The sequence below is a fragment of the Flavobacterium sp. B167r genome (genome assembly GCF_056824315.1).
Window position 1 is genome coordinate 569299 of the sequence record NZ_CP124859.1, and the last position, 20431, is coordinate 589729.

21 protein-coding genes are annotated in these 20431 nt (G+C 33.4%); 10 read left to right on the top strand and 11 right to left on the bottom strand.

The genetic code is table 11. The features are described from left to right. Positions 1 to 142 precede the first annotated feature (142 nt). From QLQ96_RS02740 to QLQ96_RS02750, 3 genes are all read left to right on the top strand, one after another. On the top strand, positions 143 to 721 hold the full coding sequence (locus tag QLQ96_RS02740) for a MarC family protein (RefSeq protein WP_482494472.1): 579 nt from the start codon (positions 143 to 145) through the stop codon (positions 719 to 721). A gap of 106 nt (positions 722 to 827) precedes the next feature. Beyond that, a complete protein-coding gene (locus QLQ96_RS02745; protein WP_482494474.1) occupies positions 828 to 1031 on the top strand; it encodes a hypothetical protein in 204 nt (67 codons plus the stop codon). 2 nt (positions 1032 to 1033) lie between these two features. Next, the gene (locus QLQ96_RS02750; protein ID WP_482494476.1) at positions 1034 to 1639 is read left to right on the top strand and encodes an FAD-dependent oxidoreductase; all 606 of its coding nucleotides are present in this window, start codon (positions 1034 to 1036) and stop codon (positions 1637 to 1639) included. A 118-nt stretch (positions 1640 to 1757) separates the two neighbouring features. Here the strand turns inward: QLQ96_RS02750 and QLQ96_RS02755 are convergent, their stop codons facing one another. From QLQ96_RS02755 to QLQ96_RS02775, 5 genes are all read right to left on the bottom strand, one after another. After that, positions 1758 to 2075, bottom strand: coding sequence for a hypothetical protein (locus QLQ96_RS02755; RefSeq protein WP_482494478.1), 318 nt, complete (start codon positions 2073 to 2075; stop codon positions 1758 to 1760). A 92-nt stretch (positions 2076 to 2167) separates the two neighbouring features. Continuing rightward, positions 2168 to 2533 (bottom strand): nuclear transport factor 2 family protein, encoded by a 366-nt coding sequence (locus QLQ96_RS02760; RefSeq protein ID WP_482494479.1) that lies wholly within the window; start codon positions 2531 to 2533, stop codon positions 2168 to 2170. 16 nt (positions 2534 to 2549) lie between these two features. After that, positions 2550 to 4127, bottom strand: a complete 1578-nt coding sequence (locus tag QLQ96_RS02765) for a S41 family peptidase (RefSeq protein ID WP_482494480.1) — start codon at positions 4125 to 4127, stop codon at positions 2550 to 2552. Next, positions 4127 to 4558: a deoxycytidylate deaminase gene (locus QLQ96_RS02770; RefSeq protein ID WP_095928260.1), complete on the bottom strand. Its 432-nt coding sequence runs from the start codon at positions 4556 to 4558 to the stop codon at positions 4127 to 4129. The genes QLQ96_RS02765 and QLQ96_RS02770 overlap by 1 nt, the downstream gene beginning before the upstream one ends. A 6-nt stretch (positions 4559 to 4564) precedes the next feature. After that, complete coding sequence (locus tag QLQ96_RS02775) at positions 4565 to 5158, bottom strand: HupE/UreJ family protein (RefSeq protein ID WP_482494482.1); 594 nt, start codon at positions 5156 to 5158, stop codon at positions 4565 to 4567. Between the two features lie 168 nt (positions 5159 to 5326). Here QLQ96_RS02775 and QLQ96_RS02780 point away from each other — a divergent pair, with 168 nt between their 5' ends. Further along, entirely contained in the window at positions 5327 to 5758 is a 432-nt protein-coding gene (locus QLQ96_RS02780; protein WP_482494484.1) for a TerB family tellurite resistance protein, read from the top strand. A 151-nt stretch (positions 5759 to 5909) separates the two neighbouring features. On the opposite strand, the gene fbp is transcribed toward QLQ96_RS02780, so the two are convergent. Beyond that, positions 5910 to 6917, bottom strand: a complete 1008-nt coding sequence (fbp, locus tag QLQ96_RS02785) for a class 1 fructose-bisphosphatase (RefSeq protein ID WP_482494486.1) — start codon at positions 6915 to 6917, stop codon at positions 5910 to 5912. 260 nt (positions 6918 to 7177) lie between these two features. Between fbp and QLQ96_RS02790 the strand changes: the two genes are divergently transcribed. Together QLQ96_RS02790 and QLQ96_RS02795 are read left to right on the top strand one after the other, a co-directional pair. Continuing rightward, positions 7178 to 7666, top strand: coding sequence for a GNAT family N-acetyltransferase (locus QLQ96_RS02790; RefSeq protein ID WP_482494488.1), 489 nt, complete (start codon positions 7178 to 7180; stop codon positions 7664 to 7666). Between the two features lie 134 nt (positions 7667 to 7800). Beyond that, a complete protein-coding gene (locus QLQ96_RS02795; RefSeq protein ID WP_482494489.1) occupies positions 7801 to 9060 on the top strand; it encodes an aspartate kinase in 1260 nt (419 codons plus the stop codon). 424 nt (positions 9061 to 9484) lie between these two features. Here QLQ96_RS02795 and QLQ96_RS02800 read toward each other — a convergent pair whose 3' ends face one another. Further along, positions 9485 to 9814 carry a hypothetical protein gene (locus tag QLQ96_RS02800; protein ID WP_482494491.1) on the bottom strand — a complete coding sequence of 110 codons (330 nt, stop codon included), beginning with the start codon at positions 9812 to 9814 and terminating at the stop codon, positions 9485 to 9487. A 115-nt stretch (positions 9815 to 9929) separates the two neighbouring features. Then, positions 9930 to 10988, bottom strand: coding sequence for a helix-turn-helix domain-containing protein (locus QLQ96_RS02805; protein WP_482494493.1), 1059 nt, complete (start codon positions 10986 to 10988; stop codon positions 9930 to 9932). Between the two features lie 97 nt (positions 10989 to 11085). On the opposite strand from QLQ96_RS02805, the gene QLQ96_RS02810 reads away from it, so the two are divergent. The 4 genes from QLQ96_RS02810 (at position 11086) to QLQ96_RS02825 (ending at position 16844) form a co-directional block, all read left to right on the top strand. Beyond that, positions 11086 to 11316, top strand: coding sequence for a DUF5808 domain-containing protein (locus QLQ96_RS02810; protein ID WP_482494495.1), 231 nt, complete (start codon positions 11086 to 11088; stop codon positions 11314 to 11316). A 100-nt stretch (positions 11317 to 11416) separates the two neighbouring features. Beyond that, positions 11417 to 14851, top strand: a complete 3435-nt coding sequence (locus QLQ96_RS02815) for a hypothetical protein (protein WP_482494496.1) — start codon at positions 11417 to 11419, stop codon at positions 14849 to 14851. A 63-nt stretch (positions 14852 to 14914) separates the two neighbouring features. Continuing rightward, the gene (locus tag QLQ96_RS02820) at positions 14915 to 15469 is read left to right on the top strand and encodes a hypothetical protein (protein WP_482494498.1); all 555 of its coding nucleotides are present in this window, start codon (positions 14915 to 14917) and stop codon (positions 15467 to 15469) included. Positions 15470 to 15764: 295 nt separating this feature from the next. Next, positions 15765 to 16844: a glycosyltransferase gene (locus QLQ96_RS02825; protein WP_482494499.1), complete on the top strand. Its 1080-nt coding sequence runs from the start codon at positions 15765 to 15767 to the stop codon at positions 16842 to 16844. A gap of 115 nt (positions 16845 to 16959) precedes the next feature. On the opposite strand, the gene QLQ96_RS02830 is transcribed toward QLQ96_RS02825, so the two are convergent. From QLQ96_RS02830 to QLQ96_RS02840, 3 genes are all read right to left on the bottom strand, one after another. After that, positions 16960 to 18270, bottom strand: a complete 1311-nt coding sequence (locus QLQ96_RS02830) for a porin (RefSeq protein WP_482494500.1) — start codon at positions 18268 to 18270, stop codon at positions 16960 to 16962. Between the two features lie 169 nt (positions 18271 to 18439). Next, positions 18440 to 19519, bottom strand: a complete 1080-nt coding sequence (locus tag QLQ96_RS02835) for a sensor histidine kinase (RefSeq protein WP_482494501.1) — start codon at positions 19517 to 19519, stop codon at positions 18440 to 18442. Positions 19520 to 19736: 217 nt separating this feature from the next. Continuing rightward, entirely contained in the window at positions 19737 to 20420 is a 684-nt protein-coding gene (locus QLQ96_RS02840) for a response regulator transcription factor (protein WP_095954934.1), read from the bottom strand. Between the last annotated feature and the right edge of the window lie 11 nt (positions 20421 to 20431).

Sequence of the window (20431 nt, forward strand, 5' to 3'; positions counted from 1 at the left end):
AAGAAAATCACAATTGTTACAAATATCACTTTTTTAACCATTAAAACATGTTTTTATAACAAAAATACAGTGTAACGAAAAAACACCTAACTTTATTAACTACTTTTGCAGCAGTTTTTTAAACCCTAAAAATTAAAGCGATATGCTAGACATCGATTTTAAAGAAATCATTACCGTTAGTATGGTACTTTTTGCCGTAATTGATATTGTTGGTTCAATTCCGATTATTGTAAATTTAAGAGCTAAGGTGGGACACATCGAATCTGAGAAGGCTTCCCTTGTTGCCGGAGCTATTATGATTGTTTTTCTTTTTGTTGGAGAAGGTTTACTGAACTTAATTGGTATTGATGTGCACTCGTTTGCCGTTGCCGGATCTTTCGTTTTATTCTTTCTAGCGCTTGAAATGATTTTAGGAATCAGAATTTATCGCGATGAAGAACCAGGATCTGCATCTATTGTCCCGCTTGCTTTTCCTTTAATTGCTGGAGCTGGAACAATGACGACTTTATTATCGCTTCGATCTCAATTTCATACCATTAATATTATCATTGCAATTGTACTAAATATCATCGTAGTTTATATCGTTTTAAAGTCTTCTAAAAAAATCGAAAGTCTGTTAGGAGAAAACGGACTTGGAGTGGTCCGCAAGACATTTGGAGTGATACTTTTAGCAATTGCTGTTAAATTATTCGCTGCTAATGTTAAAGGTTTGTTTGTCTAAAATTTATTTTTATACTTTTACCCCGTAAAATTTCTAGAATACAACTTTGAGGCAATTTCCCCATTAAAGTTCTACTTTATTATTTTAGGCAAAACAAAACAACCTTATGAAAATTTTCACTTCAGTCTTAGTGCTTTTGGCATTAGCTTTAATCGTTTTTAATATTACGCTATTAGACTTTCAAAACCCATTTCAGGGAGATAGTATGGTAGCTTTTATTGGAATCGCCGCTTCATTTTGCGCTGTTTTGATTCTTTTGATTTTTAGAATTTCAAAAAGAATTGAAGAAAAAATGAATGATAACAGATAATTATGTTTGAAGTTTTAATTATTGGCGGAGGAGTATCAGGAATGTCTTGTGCTCTTGTCTTAGGATCCGCAAAAAACAAAACTTTTGTTACTGATAAAAAAATCGGAATTTTTACTCATCAGAAAAATTCTTCTTTACAAGAGGCAATATTTTATAACGCTTACGGAATTGCTCCAGGAAAATTAGGTTCTGAACTTTTAACGGAAAGCACACAGGATTTGGCCACGACTTATCCGCACATTACTCAAATTCCGAACGAAAAAGTAATGAAAATTGAGGGCAGTTATCCTGAATTTACTGTAGTAACAAATAAAAACTCTTATACAACAAAAAATATCGTAGTTGGAATTGGTTCTGCCAATACTTTCGACATTGAAGGTTTAATGCAATTTGTTGAACCTCACAAAAAAGCGCTTCCAGAAAAACAGCGTATTCAGCTTAAAAACGAAGATCACAAAGTTGATGATGGAATTTATGTGATTGGGACTTTAGCTGGCTGGAGAAGCCAATTGGCAATTGCCGCCGGAAGTGGCGCTGCTGTAGCAACAGATATTCTTACTTTATGGAATAACGGCGTACAAACTCACGCTCACGATAGTATTCGATAGATTACACCATATAAAATTATAAAACCATATAAGTGATATAAGTTCATTTAATCTATGCGCAAAGCATATATGAACTCATATCCCTTATATGGTTTAATTTTTTTCAGGAATTTGTTTCTTATTTAACCGAAACGATTTCTGTTACTTTGATATGGTTTTCGTCTTCGGCTTTCCATTTTTCTCCTTTTACAGACACCACATCTCCAATTTTAAATTGTTTGTAGTTTTGAGGACCGCCAACGTTTACGATACTAATTGTCGCAAAATAAACCTCTTTAGCATCGGTAGTAATTTTTGCTGTATAACCGTCTTTTCCTCCTTCAATAGATTCTACTTTTCCAGAAACTGCATTATTCGAATCGTTTTTCATCGTTGTGCAAGAGATTACAAAAGCCATTAGAAGGACTAGAAAACTTACTCTTTTTAAATTTTTCATATTTTAATATTTTAACCGCAAAGAACGTCATGGTTAACGCGATATTTGCTATGTTTTATTTTAAATTAATATTATTTTTCCAGCTTCAAATTCTATGCCAGCTGAACGCAGCTTCCTGCAATAACTTTTAAATTTTTGCCTGCTTTTTTCCAAACTCTAATATATTTGAAAACCCCATTAATCGGATTATTTTCATAAGTTCCTTCTAAGGCAACTGTAACGGCAACTACAGCTGAATCCTCAATTATATTCACAATTTGATCAGATGCTTCCAATGAATCGATTTTTAATTTTCCTGAACGGTACGATTGCAAATCGAGTTCCTTGGTTATTGTTTGTCCGTCTGGCATATTGAACAATAAATCGTCATGAAGAATGGTATCCAAAGCCAAAACATCCGATTTTTTAATGGCAGTTAGAAGTTCGATTTCTGCATTAACAACGGTTTCTATTTTCATGATATAAAGATTGAAGTTATTTCTTTGGAGGCAGAATTGTTTTTATCATGGCATCTTCTTTTAAGATCACATCATAATAATACAATTCTCCATATAGCTGTCGGGCAAATTCAGCGGTAATATAACGGTTTACAAGCGCTTTTGTCTTATCCAATTTCAAATCCAAACCTGTCATCAAGATATAATTCTTGAATTTTTTGAAATATGCATCTGAGCTTTTCATTTTAGCTAAAAATTTAGCAAAACTATCTCCCGCAAAAGTATTTCTATTTTTATCTAATTCTTCAAAAACAAAATGCCCCACAATTCCAGTTTGCAACAAATAAGCGACATTTTCATTTCCATGCTCTGCTTCCATCGGAACAAAAACATCTGGAACGATTCCGCCGCCACCGTAAACAATTTTACCTTTCGGAGTTTTAAACTTTAAAGAATCAGCTACTTTGATGCTGTCTTTTGCATACAATTCTCCAGTTGCAATTCTAGATTCAGATTCTTTAAAATATTCTTCATTTCCTTTTTTATAAGGTTTCTGAATTGATCTTCCTGTCGGAGTATAATAACGCGCTACGGTCAATCTCACAGCAGATCCGTCATTGAAATCCATTTCTCTTTGAACTAGACCTTTTCCGAAAGAACGGCGACCAACGATAGTTCCACGGTCATTATCTTGAATTGCTCCTGCTAAAATTTCACTTGCAGAAGCACTATTTTCATTAATTAAGACATACACTTTTCCTGTTTCAAAACTTCCAGCTTTTGTTGCGTATGTTTTTTCAGTAGAGCCGTTTTTGCTTTTTGTGAAAACGATTAATTGTTTGTCTTTCAAAAATTCATCTGCAATTGCAATCGCTTCTTCCATATAACCGCCACCATTATCGCGAAGGTCAATTACAAGCGACTGAATTCCTTTTTGCTTTAATCTATTTAAGCCTGTTTTGAATTCGTTGAAAGTAGTTTCTGCAAAACGATTTATTTTGATGTAACCAACGTTATTTCCAATTAACAAAGAAGCATCAACGCTTTTAATCGGAATGATATCTCGTTTTACTTTAAATTTTAATTTCTTTTGTTCTGATTTTCTAAAAACAGTCAATTCAATTTCTGAACCTTGAAGGCCTTTTAATTTAGAAAATAAACTATCTGAAGGCAGTTTTCTACCGTACAATTTGGTTTTTCCTGCGAATAAAATTCGATCGCCAGATTTTATTCCAGCTTTAGCTGAAGGTCCATTTTCAACAGGTTTTATAATCGCAACTGAATCTTTATACATGTAGAAATTGATTCCGATTCCAACGAAATCTCCTTTCATGCTTTCAGCAACTTCTGCTTGTTCGCTTGGCGGAATATAAACAGAATGCGGGTCTAATTTGGAAAGAATATTATCGACTGTAAGATTTACAATCGAATCGGTATTGACGCTATCAACATATTCTGTATTGATAAAATCAATGAGTTTATTAAGTTTTGTTTTTGAGTAATTTTTAGCCAAAAGCTGGTCACTTGCGGGAGCATTCATAAGGCTTCCTGCAATTGTTCCAAGAGCAAAAGTCGCTCCTATTACTATTGGCAAATATTTTGGATTAAATTTCATTACTCTTCTAAAACAGGAATATGTTCTACTTCTATGCCTGCTTTTATTAAAAATTGAATTCCTGAATCATCACGATATCCATCTTTATACACCACTCTTTTTATTCCAGATTGATGTATTAATTTGCTGCATTCTTTACAAGGCGAAAGCGTGATATACAGCGTTGCGCCTTCACAAGATTGAGTTGATCTGGCTACTTTCAGGATGGCATTCGCTTCAGCGTGCAAAACATCCCAACGCGTTAATCCGTCTTCATCTTCACAGCAATTTTCAAATCCAGATGGCGTACCGTTGTAACCATCAGAAATAATCATTCTGTCTTTTACAATAATGGCACCAACTTGTTTGCGTTTACAGTAAGAAAGCAGGCTCCACTCTTTTGCAATTCGCAGATATGCTTTATCGTACTTGTTCAGTTTTTTTACTTCCATTTAAATTTATCTGTTCAAAATTGGGCTTTCAATAATCATCGGAATTACAACTCCAATAATGAAAGCCGACATTACAAGCGCCCAGTCGCGTTTTGAAAAACGGAAAACCGTCTGCACTATATATGAAATTACCAGAACAACGAAAACCACTACAAGCTGAGCAGCTTCAATTCCTAAGGCAAATTCTCCTAAAGGCAACAATTTTGAGGTTGCAGAACCTCCTAAAATTGTTTTGAAATAATTAGAAAAACCTAGTCCATGAATAATTCCAAAGAATAAAGTTATAAAAAATACCAGATTTATACCAGAATCTTTTGAGGTCTTTCCTGCCGTAAATAAATGATAAAGAGCAGTTACGAGAATTGTAATCGGAATCAGGAATTCTACAACATCTACTTTTATCGCAATAATTCCGTAAACAGAAAGAATTAGCGCCAAAGTATGGCCAATTGTAAAAATAGAAACCAAAAGAAAAATCTTTTTCCAGTCTTTAAATAAGTACGGTACAGTTAAGGCGATTAAAAAAAGAACGTGATCGTAAGCATGGATATCTAAAACGTGTTTTAATCCTATTTGAAAATAAATCCAAAATTGTGACATAGGTGTATTACAATTAAATAATTAGGGGTTGTAAACTTACGATTAATTTTCTAACTTAAAGATTTGGGCTACTAAATCCTGCAATAAAAATAAGTTAAATTTTAGGAGAATTTTAAAATCAATAATTTAAAAATAGAATTATATTTGTTTAATAAAACTTTTAAAATTATGTCATTTTCAGAATTATTTGATAGCGAATTCAAACAAAGAAACAAAGGGCACTTTTCTGCTATCGTTCGTGTGGCATTGGCCGACGGGGTTGTATATCCGGAAGAAAAAGACTTCTTAGACAAATTGGCTTCTCGTTTAGAAATTACAGAGTCAGAATATGAGGAAATTCTTAGTGACCCATTAAAATACCCTATTAACCCGCCATATTCTTATGTGCAGCGTTTAGAGCGTTTGTATGACCTAACACGTATGGTACATGTTGACCATCATTTAGAAGACAAACAAGAAATACTTCTAAAAAAGATAAGTGTTGCTCTTGGATTTACGCCAAGCAACGTAGATTACATTATCGCAAAAGCTTTGTCATTAGTTGATAAAAAAGTTGATGCAGATACTTTTATTTACGAAATGCAGAATATGCATAAATAATAGTTTTCAGTTTTCGGTCTCAGTTTACAGTTTATTTGATGCCGAAAAAAATTTAAAACTCGCGTTAAATTATAAACCCGACAGTTTTTCAAAAACTGTCGGGTTTCTTTTTTAAAGTTTGGACTAAGAACTGAGACTGCGACTGTAAACTTTAATTAGCTTCAGCCATAAATTCCTCTGCTTTTTCTACCATATTATAACTTCCGCAAAAGAAAGGCACTCTTTGATGAAGTTCTGTTGGCTGAATTTCCATAATTCTCCCGAAACCATCTGTTGCTTTTCCTCCTGCCTGTTCTGCTAAAAACGCTATAGGATTACATTCGTACAGCAAACGTAATTTCCCTTTTGGTGCTTTCGAACTTGTCGGATAAATGTAGACACCGCCTTTGATCATATTTCGATGAAAATCGGCTACTAAACTTCCGATATATCTCGAAGTGTACGGTCTGTCCCCTTCTTCACGCTGGCAGTATTTAATATAATTTTTTACGCCTTGCGGAAAATGAACATAATTTCCTTCGTTTACTGAATAAATATTTCCGTCTTTCGGAAATCTCATGTTTGGGTGCGAAAGGTAAAAAGTACCAATTGCCGGATTTAATGTAAATCCGTTTACACCATAACCTGTTGTGTAAACCAGCATCGTTGAAGTTCCATAAATTACATAGCCTGCTGCAACTTGATTGATTCCCGGTTGTAAAAAATCCTCGCTAGTTACCGGAGTTCCTATTGGAGTAATTCTTCTGAAAACAGAAAAAATAGTTCCCACAGAAACATTCACATCAATGTTTGAAGATCCGTCAAGCGGATCCATTAAGATTACGTACTTATTATTATGACAGTTGTCGCTCCCCTGAACTGTTATAAAATCGTCGTTTTCTTCAGAAGCAATACCACAGACAATCTCACGGTTTATTAACGTCTGGATAAATACTTCGTTTGCATAGACATCTAATTTTTGCTGGTCTTCGCCTTGAATATTCTGCTCGCCAGCGGCGCCGATAATATCCACTAAACCCGCTTGGTTTACTTTATGATTCACGACCTTGGCCGCCAATCGAATAGAGTTGATAATTCGGGAAAGCTCTCCCGAAGAATACTGAAATGCTTTTTGGTTCTCAATAATAAACTCTCCCAGTGTTTTATTGCGTTCTTCCATTTCTAAATCGTTATAGTTTTGTTTTTAAGTCACAAATATCGTCTATTTTGTGAGAATGATTCAAAAATTATTTTGTTAGTTTGCTACTATTGTATATTTGCTAATAATCTGCAAAAAGCAACAAGTAAAAAAATGCTTTTGGAGATAATAAACAATTAAAAATACGAATACAAAAATTGTTTCTTATAGGCATTCGCAACAGTAAATCTGATAAAGGAAAAAGCGATACCATAAAGGACAGATAGTAAAAATTATTTATCATGAATATTAGAAAAGGAAATCCTGAAGACATGAAATCGGTGTTAGAGCTTATTCAGGAGCTGGCAATATTCGAAAAAGAACCTGATGCGGTTGTCATAACAGAGGAAGATTTGATACGTGACGGTTTTGGTGAAAAACCATTATTTCACGTTTTTGTAGCAGAGATTGAAGATGAGGAAAAACAAAAAGAGATTGTTGGAATTGCATTGTATTATTATCGCTATTCTACCTGGAAAGGAAAAACAATTCATCTTGAAGATTTAATTGTAAAAGAAAAAATGCGCGGTACCGGTTTAGGTTCTGCCCTTTATTCTGAAATCATGAAACAAGGAAAAAGAGATAATGTCAGAAGAGTAGAATGGAATGTTTTGGACTGGAATACACCCGCAGTAAAATTCTACGAAAGTTCGGGCGCAAAAATTCTTGACGAATGGAGAGTAGTTCAAATGGACGAAGCTGGCGTTAATGCATTTTTAGAAAAACTATAAAAAAATTTAGCCCCAGATTATTAGGATCAAAAGGATTTAAAATCAGTGAAAATCATTTTAATCTGTGGCAAAAAAACAAATAAAGATTTCGATTCAAATCTGAAATCTAAAAACTAAAAATCTATAAATTAATAATGAGAGTATTTAAATTTGGAGGAGCATCGGTAAAAGATGCAGATGGAATTAAAAACGTATACGACGTTTTACAAAAAGTAGGTTATGAAGATGTAATTCTTGTAGTTTCAGCTATGGGAAAAACAACAAATGCTCTTGAAGTGGTAATCAAGAATTATTTTGAAAAATCGACAGAATTGAATTCTTCTGTTCAGGAAATCAAAAAATACCACAATCAAATCTTATTAGATTTATTTGAAGACGAAAATCATGCGGTTTTTTCGGCCGTAAATGCACAGTTTGCTGAATTAGAATATTTCTTATCGCATAATAAATCTCCAAATTATAACTTCGTTTACGATCAAGTTGTGAGTTTTGGTGAATTGATTTCGACTAATATTTTAAGTCATTTTATGAATTTCATGGGAATTCAAACGCAATGGCTTGATGTTCGTAACTTCATTAAAACCAATGCAAACTACAGAGATGCAGAAGTTGATTGGGAAACGACTCAACAAAACATCAGCAAAAATGTCCCTAGAAAACAGTTAAATATTACACAAGGTTTCTTAGGTGCAGACGAAAACAATTTTACAACAACTCTTGGCCGTGAAGGTTCTGACTATACTGCAGGAATTTTTGCTTATTGCTTAAATGCAGAAAGTGTAACAATCTGGAAAGACGTTCCTGGAGTTATGAATGCTGACCCGCGTTATTTTGAAAATGCGAGTTTGCTAAACCAAATTTCATATCGTGAAGCAATCGAATTGGCATTTTACGGTGCAACGGTTATTCACCCAAAAACATTACAGCCATTACAGAAAAAAGAAATTCCTTTATACGTAAAATCATTTGTGAATCCTTTATTAAAAGGAACTTGCGTTTCTAAAGGCGTTGACTTAGAACCACAATATCCATGTTTTATCGTAAAAAGAGAACAACTTTTAATTTCGCTTTCTTCTATTGATTTCTCTTTCATTATGGAAGAAAATATTAGTGAAATTTTCGGATTATTCCACGAATTTAAAATCAAAGTAAACTTAATTCAGAACTCTGCAATTAGTTTCTCTGTTTGCGTGGAAGATAAATTTGGAAATTTCCCAGAATTGAACGCGATTCTTTCTAAAAAATTCAAAGTAGAATACAGTGAAAATGTAACCTTATATACAATCCGTCACTTTACAGAAGAAGCTGCAGAAGCTGTTGTCGCTAATAAAGAAGTTTTATTGAAACAAGTTAGCCGCGAAACAATGCAGATTGTAACTAAAGAATTAATCTAATATTGCTCCATAAAAGGTAATTATCTAATTCAAACATTATTGAAAAGGCTTCACAAATTAGTGAAGCCTTTTTTATTTCGAAAGAATTTTCTGTAACCAATTTGTTTTTTGCTTACATTTACTTTTCATTTTTTTGAAAAAAGTATTCTGAGACAAATTAATTATCAAGATATTACATTTTTTCATCTACTAATTATAACTTAAAATGACCAAAAAAACCTTTTTACTCGTTTTTCTTGTTCTTGCTTTATTATACATTGGCATATCTTTAAGTCCATTGCTTAGAAAAGATGCAAAAAATATTTCTTACTCAGATTTTAGACTCGTAATTGGTCCCTTTTTGTCTACAGTTGGAATACTTATAACTTATACGCAACTGAAAAGAAGAAAAAGTTAGCAGGATTATTAAAATGAAAAACAGAATTTAGTTACCGCTACATGCTGGCTTGACTGTAATATCTTCTTCATTTTTTTTTGCAATGTTATTGATTACATCTTTTCCTTCGGCAACCATTCCGTTTGTGCCACATTTCACTAATGAAGGCTCGCATTTCACAACTACTTTTAACTGATTCTGATCTTGCTTCTTGGCTATAGAATCCAGATCGGACCATGAAGATGTTCTTTTTCCTATTAGTTTGTCCTCTTCGACATAGGATTTATCTCGATTATTTTTTACAGATTGTGCCTTTACTTCGATTGATGAAGAAATCAGACAATAAATAGAAATGGCAACTACGATACTAAATTTCATAAACTTTTAAGATTAGCGGTTTGACTTTATTTGAAACAAAAGTCATCTGAAAATCTGTCAATAAGGTTTTAGAAAGTGAAATCAGGAGTACGGATTTATAAATTCATACTCTGCATTAAGACTGCAAAGCCTGAATTTGGTAATTAAGAGGCGTTGTTCCCGTATGCTTTTTAAATGCCGCAAAAAAGGTTGATTTAGAATTAAATCCAACATCGTAGCCAATAGATTCTAAAGTCAATTTATCTGTAGAAGCGATAATTTTACAAGCTTCATTAATTCTGAATTCGTTTACAAAGCTGGTAAAATTCTTTCCTAAATTATTATTCAAAAACTGCGACAATTGATGACTCGAAATATTAATTTCTTGAGATAAATCTTGGAGGGTCAAGTTTGGATTTTTATACAAAGACTTTTCGAACATAGCATTTTCTAGTTTTTCTGACCATATCACTGCTTCTCCTGAATCCATTTTTTTTATCAAAATCTTTCCATTCAATAAAAATAAATCGTCCGTTTTTTTTCGGTACAAAAGAATCGAAATTCCTAAGTATAAAATGAATGAAAAAACTACTGCTCCACTTATATAAGTTGCTGCAGGAGCTCCCATAATCGCTAAGAAATAAAATAGGAATAAAAGAAAATTACCCAAAAACAGCATTCCGAACCACATTTCAGAAGGCGTTGTTTTTTCTTTTCTATTCAATATTTTTTTCAAAACTGCACGAAGTTCATAACCCGCAAATGCAATGTAAACAAACCATTGAAAGTAAATCATTCTTATTAAATAACCTCTCCAAAGTTTTGGATAGATTTCATACGGATATAAAATGCCAATTGCTACAATTAGCGTACCCCAAAGTGCTAAAATAAATTTCCATGATTTTGGCATTACCTGAACTTCATCGACGGCCGATTTTATAAAATAATACAAACAAGGGCCAATAAAAAAGCAAGCTGTAAGTCCGAATTGGAGATACATTTTTGGAAGTTCGGGATGGAAATAAACAAATACAGATTTTGCAATTCGGATGCTTAACGCAAACAAAAGTGCGCCCAGAAAATAATTCGTCAAGTATTTTTTCTTCGTAAAAAAGAAGAAATAAACTCCGAGAATAATTCCGTTGAAAGCTCCCAAAGCACTAAAAAAGAATAAAAGTTCTTTGCTAGTATCCATAATTTAAGTCAGTTAAATCTTAAACAAAGCTAACAAGATTATTATTAAATGAAAATAAATCAGTTAACTTTATACTAAGCTAATATGATTTAAGCATATGAGAAATTTTAATGAACCAAGTGAAGAAACCAAAAACAGATGGCAAAACGATCAAAACAATTGGGTTTGGGGAATATTTTATTACAACCCTGAAGATCCAAGATTGTTTCCTCCCAAAAAAATTAAAGAATTTGGATGGACAACCAACTTTGCAAATCCAGATTCAGTTACGGTAATGATCATATTAATTTTGGTGTTATTAATTTTCGGAATATTTGCTCGTTTATAGTTACCAAACTATCACTATTTAGGAACTAAAAACTAAAATTTCCGACACCGCAATTCCCAATTATAAATACTACTTTTGACTTTTTAGAGTTAAAGTATTTATGTTGAAAAAATTACTGTTTTTAACGGTTTTCTTCTGGTTTTCTGCGCTTCAGGCTCAGGACACCGAATCGCTGTACAAAACAAAAAAAGTAATTGTTTCAAAAGATACTATTCGGCTTGAGAAAATGTCCATCAACTCTGGATTTTTTCAAATTCTGAACACTAAAAACGAGCCAATCGATTCGACTTTTTATAAGGTTGATTTTCAAAAAGGATATTTGCTTTTAAATGAAAAATTCCAATCGGCTTCAGATACTTTAATCGTTAATTATCTTAATTATCCTGATTTCTTAACCAAAGAATACAGCCTTTATAAATCTGACCAGATTGTTAGCGGCGATGTCGGAACAGATAAACTCTACCGAATTGACAATAACTCCAATGCTAAAAAAGTAACGCCGTTTGACGGTTTAGAAACTTCTGGAAGCATTACTCGAGGCGTTACGGTTGGTAATAATCAGAGTACGGTTTTAAATTCCAATTTAGATTTACAAATTACAGGAAAACTTTCAGACAAAGTCAGTTTGAGAGCTTCGCTTCAGGATAATAATATTCCGTTGCAAGACGGCGGTTATTCGCAGAAACTCGATCAGTTTGATAATATTTTTATCGAACTTTTTAGTGATGATTGGAACATTCGCGCTGGCGATGTCTTTTTAGAAAATAGGAAAACCCAATTTTTAGGCTTCAATAAAAAGGTTCAGGGACTTTCTGCAAACTTTGATTTTGATACGGAAACCAGTAAAACCAATGTTTTTGCTTCGGTTGCTTTTGTTAAAGGTCAATATGCCAAAAGCACTTTTACGGGTCAGGAAGGAAATCAAGGTCCGTACAAATTAAAAGGCCAAAATGGCGAATTGTACGTTCTCGTGATTTCGGGTTCTGAACGTGTTTACGTAAATGGCGTTTTGCTGAAACGTGGTGAAAACAACGATTATGTGATTGATTATAATGCGGGAGAAATTGTTTTTACTTCGCTTTTTACGATTACTTCAGAAATGCGTATTAATGTCGAGTACCAATATTCTGAACGAAATTATAACCGATTGGTTACATACGCAGGAGCGACTCATGAGAATAAAAACTGGAGTTTTGGCGGTTATTTGTATTCTGAAAATGATATGAAAAATCAGCCTTTGCAGCAAAATCTTTCTCCAGAACAAGTTCTGATTTTAAGCCAGGCAGGCGATGATGTCAATTTGATGAAAGCGCCTTCAGCCTACGAAGATACTTATGCTGAGAATAAAATTTTGTATAGAAAAATACTTGTCAACTCGGTTGAAGCCTACGAATATTCGAATAATTCGGCTGATGTTTTGTACAATGTAAGATTTAGTCAAGTTGGTGCAAATGGAGGAAATTATATCATTCAAAACAATAATTCTGTTGAGCGCATTTATCAATATGTAGAACCTGTAAATGGTGTTTTGCAAGGAAATTACGAACCTATTGTTCAGTTGGTTGCGCCGATGAAACTTCAAGTGGCAACATTTTTAGGAAAATATAATCCGAATGAGAAAACATTGGTTGACTTTGAATTGGCGGTCAGCAATAATGACCAGAATTTATTTTCTGACATTAATGATTCTAATAATGAAGGAGTTGCTTTTAAAACCAATCTTAAAAAACGTCTTTTTTCTAGAGATTGGAGTTTAGACGCTTTTGCGAATTATCAATATGTGCAACAGGATTTTAAATCGGTTGAGCGTTTGTATAATATTGAATTTAATCGCGATTGGAATTTAACAGGAACACTTTTGGGGAACCAGAGCCTTTTGGTTACGGGTTTAAATTTCGATTTATTTTCGAAAAACAAAACTTCAAATATTGGTTTATTAACTTATCAATTTGAAAAATTAGATTTTAGCGAAAGCTACACCGGCGTGCGACACACCACAAATGCTTTGTTTAAATTGAAAAATTGGACGATTGAAAACAGCGGAAGTTTCCTGAATTCTGATGCTACGGCTTCGACATCAAAATTCATTAGAAACCAAACCAAAACCAAATATCATTTTGGCAAAAACTGGATTGGCGGGAGTATGCAGCTAGAAAACAATCAGGAAAAAGATAAAGTTACCAATCAGTTTTCGGCTTTAAGCCAAAGATTTATAGAATATGGCGTATTTACTGGACGCGGCGACAGCACCAAAGTTTTTGTGGAGGTTGGTTTTCTGCAAAGGCGCAACGATAGTTTGCAAAATGGATTATTACAGCACGTAAACAATTCGCAGACTTATTATTTAAGATCAAAATTAATTCAGACCAAAAAGACAGATTTGGCCGTTTATGCGAGTTATCGAAATTTGGATTTTACGGATAAATTGAGACAAAATGAACCTTCTTTAAATTCGAGAATTCTATATAACGATCGTTTTTTCAATCAATTTATGCAGATTGGAACCGCTTACGAAACCAGTTCTGGAACTATTGCGCAACAAGAATTTACGTATGTCGAAGTTCCAACGGGGCAAGGAGTTTACACTTGGAACGATTATAACGGAAACGGAATTCAGGAATTGGAAGAATTTGAAGTCGCAGTTTACCAAGATCAGGCGCGATATGTTAGAGTCTTTTTGCCGAATCAGGTTTACATTAAAACCAACCAGAATAAGTTTTCGCAATCTTTGACTTTGAATCCGTTGCAATGGCAAAATGAAAAAGGTTTCAAAAAACTGCTTTCATATTTTTACAATCAGACCTCTTTTATAATGGATCGAAAGGTAAAAAGCGAGGGCGAAAAACTAGAATTGAATCCGTTTGATTCGTCTGAAGAAAATATTTTAGGTTTGAATTCGAGTTTTAGAAACAGTTTATTTTACAATCGAGGCAAGCAAAAACATTCTGTCACCTATTCTTATTTGGTCAACAAAGGCAAAAGTTTGCTTTCCATCGGTTCGCAAAACGTGCAGAATTATTCACATCAAATTCAATACACACATTTATACCAAAAAAGCTGGCTGTTTAATTTGTTTACCAAAACTATAAAAACTGATTTGGTTTCTAAAGATTTTGTCGAGAAAAATTATGATATTCAAGGCTGGCAATTGGCGCCGAAAGTCAGTTATTTATTTTCAAAAAACACCAAATTAGATTTCTTTTATGAGCTTCAAAATAAGAAAAACCAAATTGGAAATTTTGAAACTTTAGACCAAAGTAGACTTGGAACTTCTTTTTCTTATGCGGGCGAAAAGAAAGTAACCGTAAATGGAGAATTCTCTTTTTATCAAAATAAATTTAATGGAAATGAATTTTCATCGGTAGGTTTTCAGATGTTGGAAGGACTTCAAGCAGGATCTAATCTTGTTTGGAAACTGCTTCTGCAGAAGAACCTTACGTCTTTTTTGGATGTTAATTTAAATTACCAAGGACGTAAAAGCGAGACAGGATCTACCATTCATACAGGAAACGTTCAGCTTCGTGCATATTTTTAATGGGTTGCGAAAAAGGTGACAATAAATTGTTTAATTTTAATAGAATTTTAAACATATAACCTTATGAAAAAATTAGTATTGTTCTGTTTGATGGTTGTTTTCTCTTCTAATTTTTACGCACAAGAAACAACTGCAAAAACTACGAAAAGTAAAACAGAAGCTTCTGCAAAAAAAGCCAAAACTACTGCAGACAAAGCTTCGGCTGATGCAAAAAAGGAAGCCACAAAATCTAAAAAAGCAGCAGATGACGCAAAAGCAGCTTCGTCTAAAGCAAAGAAAGAATCTGCTGACGCAGCAAAAAAGACAGCCGACAAAGAAGCTGCAAAAGCTAAAGCTGATGCAAAAAAAGCTACTGTAGAATCTGACAAAGCGAAAAGCTCTGCTGATAAAGCTAAAGCCGATGCTAAAAAATCGACTGCAAAAGCTGACGCTACTAAGAAAGATGCCACAACTGCAAAAAAATCGGCTACTAAAACTTTAAAGGAGACTAACGAAAAAGCACCTTCTGTACCAGATAAAGTTACTGGAGAATACAATGGCAAAAAAGTATATACTGGTCCAAGAGGCGGTAAATACTATATTAACAAAAATGGAAATAAAACATATATTCAAGATTAAGGTTCTGAGATTCTAAGCTACTAAGATGCTGAGTTTCTAAGATACTGAAACCAATAAATTAACCGGACTTTCGTTCGGTTTTTTTATTATTCAAATTAAACCTACAAATTATTTTGTCAAAAAATCAAAAATCACTTAACATAGAGGTAATCTTATTTGCTAAAACGGAACTATTTTTGAAACACCTCTCGAATTTCCTAGCAATTCTTTAATTATAGAGTTAATAATTTAGTAATGGCCTTCAAATATCATAAAAAACATATTTTTCTATCTTCGTTTTTAAAACGTATTAAAAATGAGCATTGATTATTCTGCGAATAAAACTATTTTAATTGCTCCATTAAATTGGGGACTAGGACATGCTACTAGATGCATTCCTATTATCAAGGCGCTTCAAGAGAATAATTACATTCCAATTATTGCTTCTGATGGAGTTGCTTTGGCTTTATTGCGAAAAGAATTTCCTTATATACAAACTTTAGAGTTGCCTTCTTATCATATTGAATATGCAAAGAATGGTAAAAACTTTAAATGGAAGCTGATTAAAAATCTTCCTAAAATGATTGCTGCCATTTTGGATGAGAAAAAAATGATCAATCATTGGATTAAAAAACATGGTATTGATGGTATAATCTCAGACAATAGATTAGGAGTTATCAGCAAGAAAGTACCTTCAGTTTTTATTACACACCAATTGAATGTGATGACAGGGAATACAACTTGGTTTACTAGCAAATGCCATCAGTATTTTATTAAAAAATACAATGAATGCTGGGTTCCTGATTTGAACGAAAAAACAAACCTGACGGGAGATTTAGGTCATTTAAAATCGAATGAACTAAACTTAAAGTATATCGGTCCGTTGAGCCGTATGAAGAAAAAAGATACTCCGAAAATATATGATTTGATGATTATATTGTCTGGACCTGAACCGCAACGTACTTTCTTGGATGAAAAATTACAGAAAGAAGCAGCAAAATATTCTGGAAAAGTAGTTTTTGTGCAAGGAATTGTAGAAAAATCTCAAGAAAAATGGCAGGCTGGGAATGTTACTTATTATAATTTCATGAATTCTAAACAGTTGGAACAAACTTTTAACGAAAGTGAATTCGTTTTGTGCCGTTCTGGATATACAACTGTAATGGATTTGGCAAAATTGGGTAAAAAAGCCTTTTTTATTCCGACGCCTGGCCAATATGAACAAGAATATTTGGCAATAAAACTTCAGGAAGAAAATCTTGTTCCTTATGCGATGCAAGACGATTTTAGCATTGAAGATTTATCAAAAGTAAAATCGTTTAAAGGATTGTCCCAATTTGAAAACACTATCGACTGGGATTCTTTATTTAAGGTTTTTGAAGACAAAACTGCATAATTGAACGCGGATCAAACCGATTTTATCCGTTGTTTTTCACATAAAAAAACCTCCAATTAAAGTTGGAGGTTTACATTTTTTTATAAAATAAATCCGCTTAATCTATTTCCCGGTTTTAGAAGTTAAACTGTACTTGCATTCTAAGCACATTTCCTTGCTGTCTGTTTATCGGCAATACGCTATCTTCAAAAGTTCGGTCCGCAATCACGTATTCAGCTGTAAATTCGAATGCTTTAATTGGTTGCCATTCAACACCAAATTGGAAATCTCTTACGACGTAGCTTCTAGCATCTTTTTCGTATTTTTTTCCTCCATCATAATATTGAAATTTGGCGAAAGGATAAATATGCTGTTTTTTGATGTCCCATTTATAATTTAACAAAACATAACCTCCGTTCAAATCGGTTTGGTCAATTGTATTCGTAATTTTATTATATCGAGGTCCAGTTCCGATGTTGTATTCGGTCTGGATTCCGAAAGGTCTTGGATATAAAACGAAAGTCGCACCAACTCTCTGATCTTTTACATATTGAGGATCGTTAACAGTAACTCCTGGAGAAACTTCTCCTGTAAATGCCCACTTACCAGTGTAAGCCTGAATTCCAGGTTCTATAATTTGGCTTCCAATAACAAAAGGATATGTTACTCTGGCCACAACATTTAAATCTCTGTTTGCATCTAACTTATTTGCAATCTGACCGTTGTAAACTCCTAAAGCAAAAACCCCAAAATCTCCAGAACCTTTGTAACCGTCTTTAACTAACATTTCAAAACGCTGTCTGATTTCGGCTGGAGCCCAGTAAAAAAAGATTCCTAAATCACGCTCATTTAAAATTGAAGAGTTGATTCCATCCGCACGGTCTAATGTTAAACGTTGAGAACTTGACTGCATATTTTCAAACCCGTACGGAATCTTACTTTGTCCGACACGCACACGATATTCTTTTTTCTTATCAAAAGAAAGGTCAAAATACAAGTCACGAATTTGCACAAAGTTATTCACTCCGCTTGACGGCGAACTTGCAAAATCAGGCTGAAAATAGAAAAATACATTTGGATGAACTTGTCCAGAAAATACTAAACGAGCACGACGGATAAAAAGCCCATTGTTTGCTTTTGCGTCTGGAGCTGTAGAAGTTGTACCCCAAGATCTATCACATTGTTCGCAAGAAACCTTATCGTTTGTAGAAAGCAAACCATTGTATCTGATTTGAGCATAACCCCTCAAAGAAATTCTGTCGTACCAATGTTCTTCAACACCTCCGCCAGATTTTGTCTCAGGAAGTTTTGCTTTGTTTATAGAATCTAAAATACGCATTACTTCGTTTTTTACATCCTGTTTATTCAATTCCTGCTTAGTTGTTTCCTGTGCATTTGCAGCACAAGCTAGCAGTAATAAAACGGCTAATAGTTTTCTTTTTATCATTAGTTCTGTAATTCCCTTAATTTCAGGATGCAAAGATGGAGCACCTATGTTAAGAAATCATTAACCAGATGTTACTATAATAAAAATTTAATGTTACGACCTAAATCCGAATGTTGATTTATCGTTAAACACCCCTGTTTCAGGGCTTTTAGCTCATTCAAACTTACATTTATTTAACCTCAGCTTTTGCCGATTTATTTGCTTTTTCAAGTGTAAAAGAGAACTCAGAACCAATTCCGAACTCACTTTCTACGTAAACTTTCTCTTTATGAGCTTCAATAATATGCTTCACAATTGCCAGACCTAAACCAGAACCACCTTCAGATCTTGTTCCGCTTTTATCTACTCTATAAAAACGTTCGAAAAGTCTCGGAATATTTTGTTTTTCAACTCCTTCACCATTATCACTAATACGAATTAAGACTTTTTTCTTCGTTAAGTTAACTACACCAACTTCTGTCAAGCCGCCTTCTTTTCCGTATTTAATAGAGTTTACGATCAGGTTTTCCAGCACTTGCTGAATTCTATCCTGATCACCTCTAATGATAACCGACTGAATATTTTTGCTTTCAAAAGCCAGCTTGATTTTCTTTTTGTCTGCTTTCATTTCCAGCAGTTCAAAAACATTTTGAATTAATACCACAATATCAAAATCCGTCATATTCAAATCTAAATCTCCTGATTCTAATTTGGTAATCATATCCAAATCTTCAACGATGTAGATAAGACGCTCTACTCCTTTTTCGGCACGTTTTAAATATTTTTTTCTAATGTTTTTATCATCCATTGCACCGTCTAGCAAAGTAGAAACGTAACCTTGAACAGTAAATAAAGGTGTTTTTAATTCGTGTGAAACGTTTCCTAAAAACTCTCTTCTGTATTGTTCACGAATTTCGAGCATTTCGATTTCGAGTTTTTTATCGGTCGCAAACTTTTTCACTTCACGCGAAAGCGTTTCCATATCCGTATTAATCGGCTGATTGATAAGCGTTGTCGATTCTAACAAAGAAACCTCATCGTAAATTTTCTTTACTCTTCTATAAATAAAACGTTCTACGCGATATTGTAAAACCAAAAAAGAGAATACATATATGACAATAATGAAAATTATTCCGAATGCTATTTGATGCTGTAATTGATTTCTGTAAAATAAAGACATCAGAATCAGCACAAATGCCGTAGCAAACAGACTTATATACAATGCCGATTTAATAGCAAATTTGTATGTTTTTTTAAAATTGATTTTCATTGAAATATTTAAAATAATAAACCATTAAAACTTTTTTTCACCATATAAGTGATATAAGTTCATTTAAAACTAACTCTTTTTTGGAACAAATAATAACTTTGAAAAGCCCATCTTTATCAAAGTTAAAACTTTGACAAAAATGAGCTTTTTTATTTTGAAAGCAAACCATAATTAAATGAACTTATATCACTTATATGGTTCAACTTTATAGAGGCTATTAAACTTCAAATTTATAACCTACTCCTTTTATTGTTTTGAAAAGGTCTTCGCCAATTTTTTCACGAAGTTTTCTGATGTGAACGTCGATTGTTCTTCCTCCAACCACAACTTCATTACCCCAAACCTTATCCAAGATTTCGTCTCTTTTAAAAACTTTCCCTGGTTTTGAAGCTAATAGATAAAATAATTCGAATTCTTTTCTTGGCAAAGCAATTTCTACATTGCCTTTTATGATTTTGTATTCCTCACGGTTAATCTCGATTCCGCCTACATTTAAAGTATCTGAAACAACTTCTTGTTCTTTTAACCTTCTTAACAGCGCCTTTACTTTAGACACCAATAATTTTGGTTTAATTGGTTTTGTAATGTAGTCATCTGCACCAGCGTCAAAACCAGCCACTTGAGAATAATCTTCGCTTCTTGCTGTAAGAAATGTTATGATAACATTATTTAATTCTGGAATTTTTCTAATATGCTCGCAAGCCTCCATTCCGTCCATTTCTGCCATCATCACGTCCATAATGATTAATTCTGGCAGCTCTTTCTGTGCTTTTGCTATAGCATCTTTTCCGTTAGAAGCTGTAACAATCTGGTAGCCTTCCTGAGCAAGGTTATAGCCAACGATTTCTAAGATATCTGGTTCGTCGTCAACTAATAAAATCTTAGTTTGAGTTTTTTTCATAAATAGCAAAA

What these genes read in the sequence shown, in the direction of transcription:
- QLQ96_RS02740 (WP_482494472.1), top strand. Translation starts at nt 143, where the DNA reads ATGCTAGACATCGATTTTAAAGAAATCATTACCGTTAGTATGGTACTT.
- QLQ96_RS02745 (WP_482494474.1), top strand. Translation starts at nt 828, where the DNA reads ATGAAAATTTTCACTTCAGTCTTAGTGCTTTTGGCATTAGCTTTAATC.
- QLQ96_RS02750 (WP_482494476.1), top strand. Translation starts at nt 1,034, where the DNA reads ATGTTTGAAGTTTTAATTATTGGCGGAGGAGTATCAGGAATGTCTTGT.
- QLQ96_RS02755 (WP_482494478.1), bottom strand. Translation starts at nt 2,075, where the DNA reads ATGAAAAATTTAAAAAGAGTAAGTTTTCTAGTCCTTCTAATGGCTTTT.
- QLQ96_RS02760 (WP_482494479.1), bottom strand. Translation starts at nt 2,533, where the DNA reads ATGAAAATAGAAACCGTTGTTAATGCAGAAATCGAACTTCTAACTGCC.
- QLQ96_RS02765 (WP_482494480.1), bottom strand. Translation starts at nt 4,127, where the DNA reads ATGAAATTTAATCCAAAATATTTGCCAATAGTAATAGGAGCGACTTTT.
- QLQ96_RS02770 (WP_095928260.1), bottom strand. Translation starts at nt 4,558, where the DNA reads ATGGAAGTAAAAAAACTGAACAAGTACGATAAAGCATATCTGCGAATT.
- QLQ96_RS02775 (WP_482494482.1), bottom strand. Translation starts at nt 5,158, where the DNA reads ATGTCACAATTTTGGATTTATTTTCAAATAGGATTAAAACACGTTTTA.
- QLQ96_RS02780 (WP_482494484.1), top strand. Translation starts at nt 5,327, where the DNA reads ATGTCATTTTCAGAATTATTTGATAGCGAATTCAAACAAAGAAACAAA.
- fbp (WP_482494486.1), bottom strand. Translation starts at nt 6,917, where the DNA reads ATGGAAGAACGCAATAAAACACTGGGAGAGTTTATTATTGAGAACCAA.
- QLQ96_RS02790 (WP_482494488.1), top strand. Translation starts at nt 7,178, where the DNA reads ATGAATATTAGAAAAGGAAATCCTGAAGACATGAAATCGGTGTTAGAG.
- QLQ96_RS02795 (WP_482494489.1), top strand. Translation starts at nt 7,801, where the DNA reads ATGAGAGTATTTAAATTTGGAGGAGCATCGGTAAAAGATGCAGATGGA.
- QLQ96_RS02800 (WP_482494491.1), bottom strand. Translation starts at nt 9,814, where the DNA reads ATGAAATTTAGTATCGTAGTTGCCATTTCTATTTATTGTCTGATTTCT.
- QLQ96_RS02805 (WP_482494493.1), bottom strand. Translation starts at nt 10,988, where the DNA reads ATGGATACTAGCAAAGAACTTTTATTCTTTTTTAGTGCTTTGGGAGCT.
- QLQ96_RS02810 (WP_482494495.1), top strand. Translation starts at nt 11,086, where the DNA reads ATGAGAAATTTTAATGAACCAAGTGAAGAAACCAAAAACAGATGGCAA.
- QLQ96_RS02815 (WP_482494496.1), top strand. Translation starts at nt 11,417, where the DNA reads ATGTTGAAAAAATTACTGTTTTTAACGGTTTTCTTCTGGTTTTCTGCG.
- QLQ96_RS02820 (WP_482494498.1), top strand. Translation starts at nt 14,915, where the DNA reads ATGAAAAAATTAGTATTGTTCTGTTTGATGGTTGTTTTCTCTTCTAAT.
- QLQ96_RS02825 (WP_482494499.1), top strand. Translation starts at nt 15,765, where the DNA reads ATGAGCATTGATTATTCTGCGAATAAAACTATTTTAATTGCTCCATTA.
- QLQ96_RS02830 (WP_482494500.1), bottom strand. Translation starts at nt 18,270, where the DNA reads ATGATAAAAAGAAAACTATTAGCCGTTTTATTACTGCTAGCTTGTGCT.
- QLQ96_RS02835 (WP_482494501.1), bottom strand. Translation starts at nt 19,519, where the DNA reads ATGAAAATCAATTTTAAAAAAACATACAAATTTGCTATTAAATCGGCA.
- QLQ96_RS02840 (WP_095954934.1), bottom strand. Translation starts at nt 20,420, where the DNA reads ATGAAAAAAACTCAAACTAAGATTTTATTAGTTGACGACGAACCAGAT.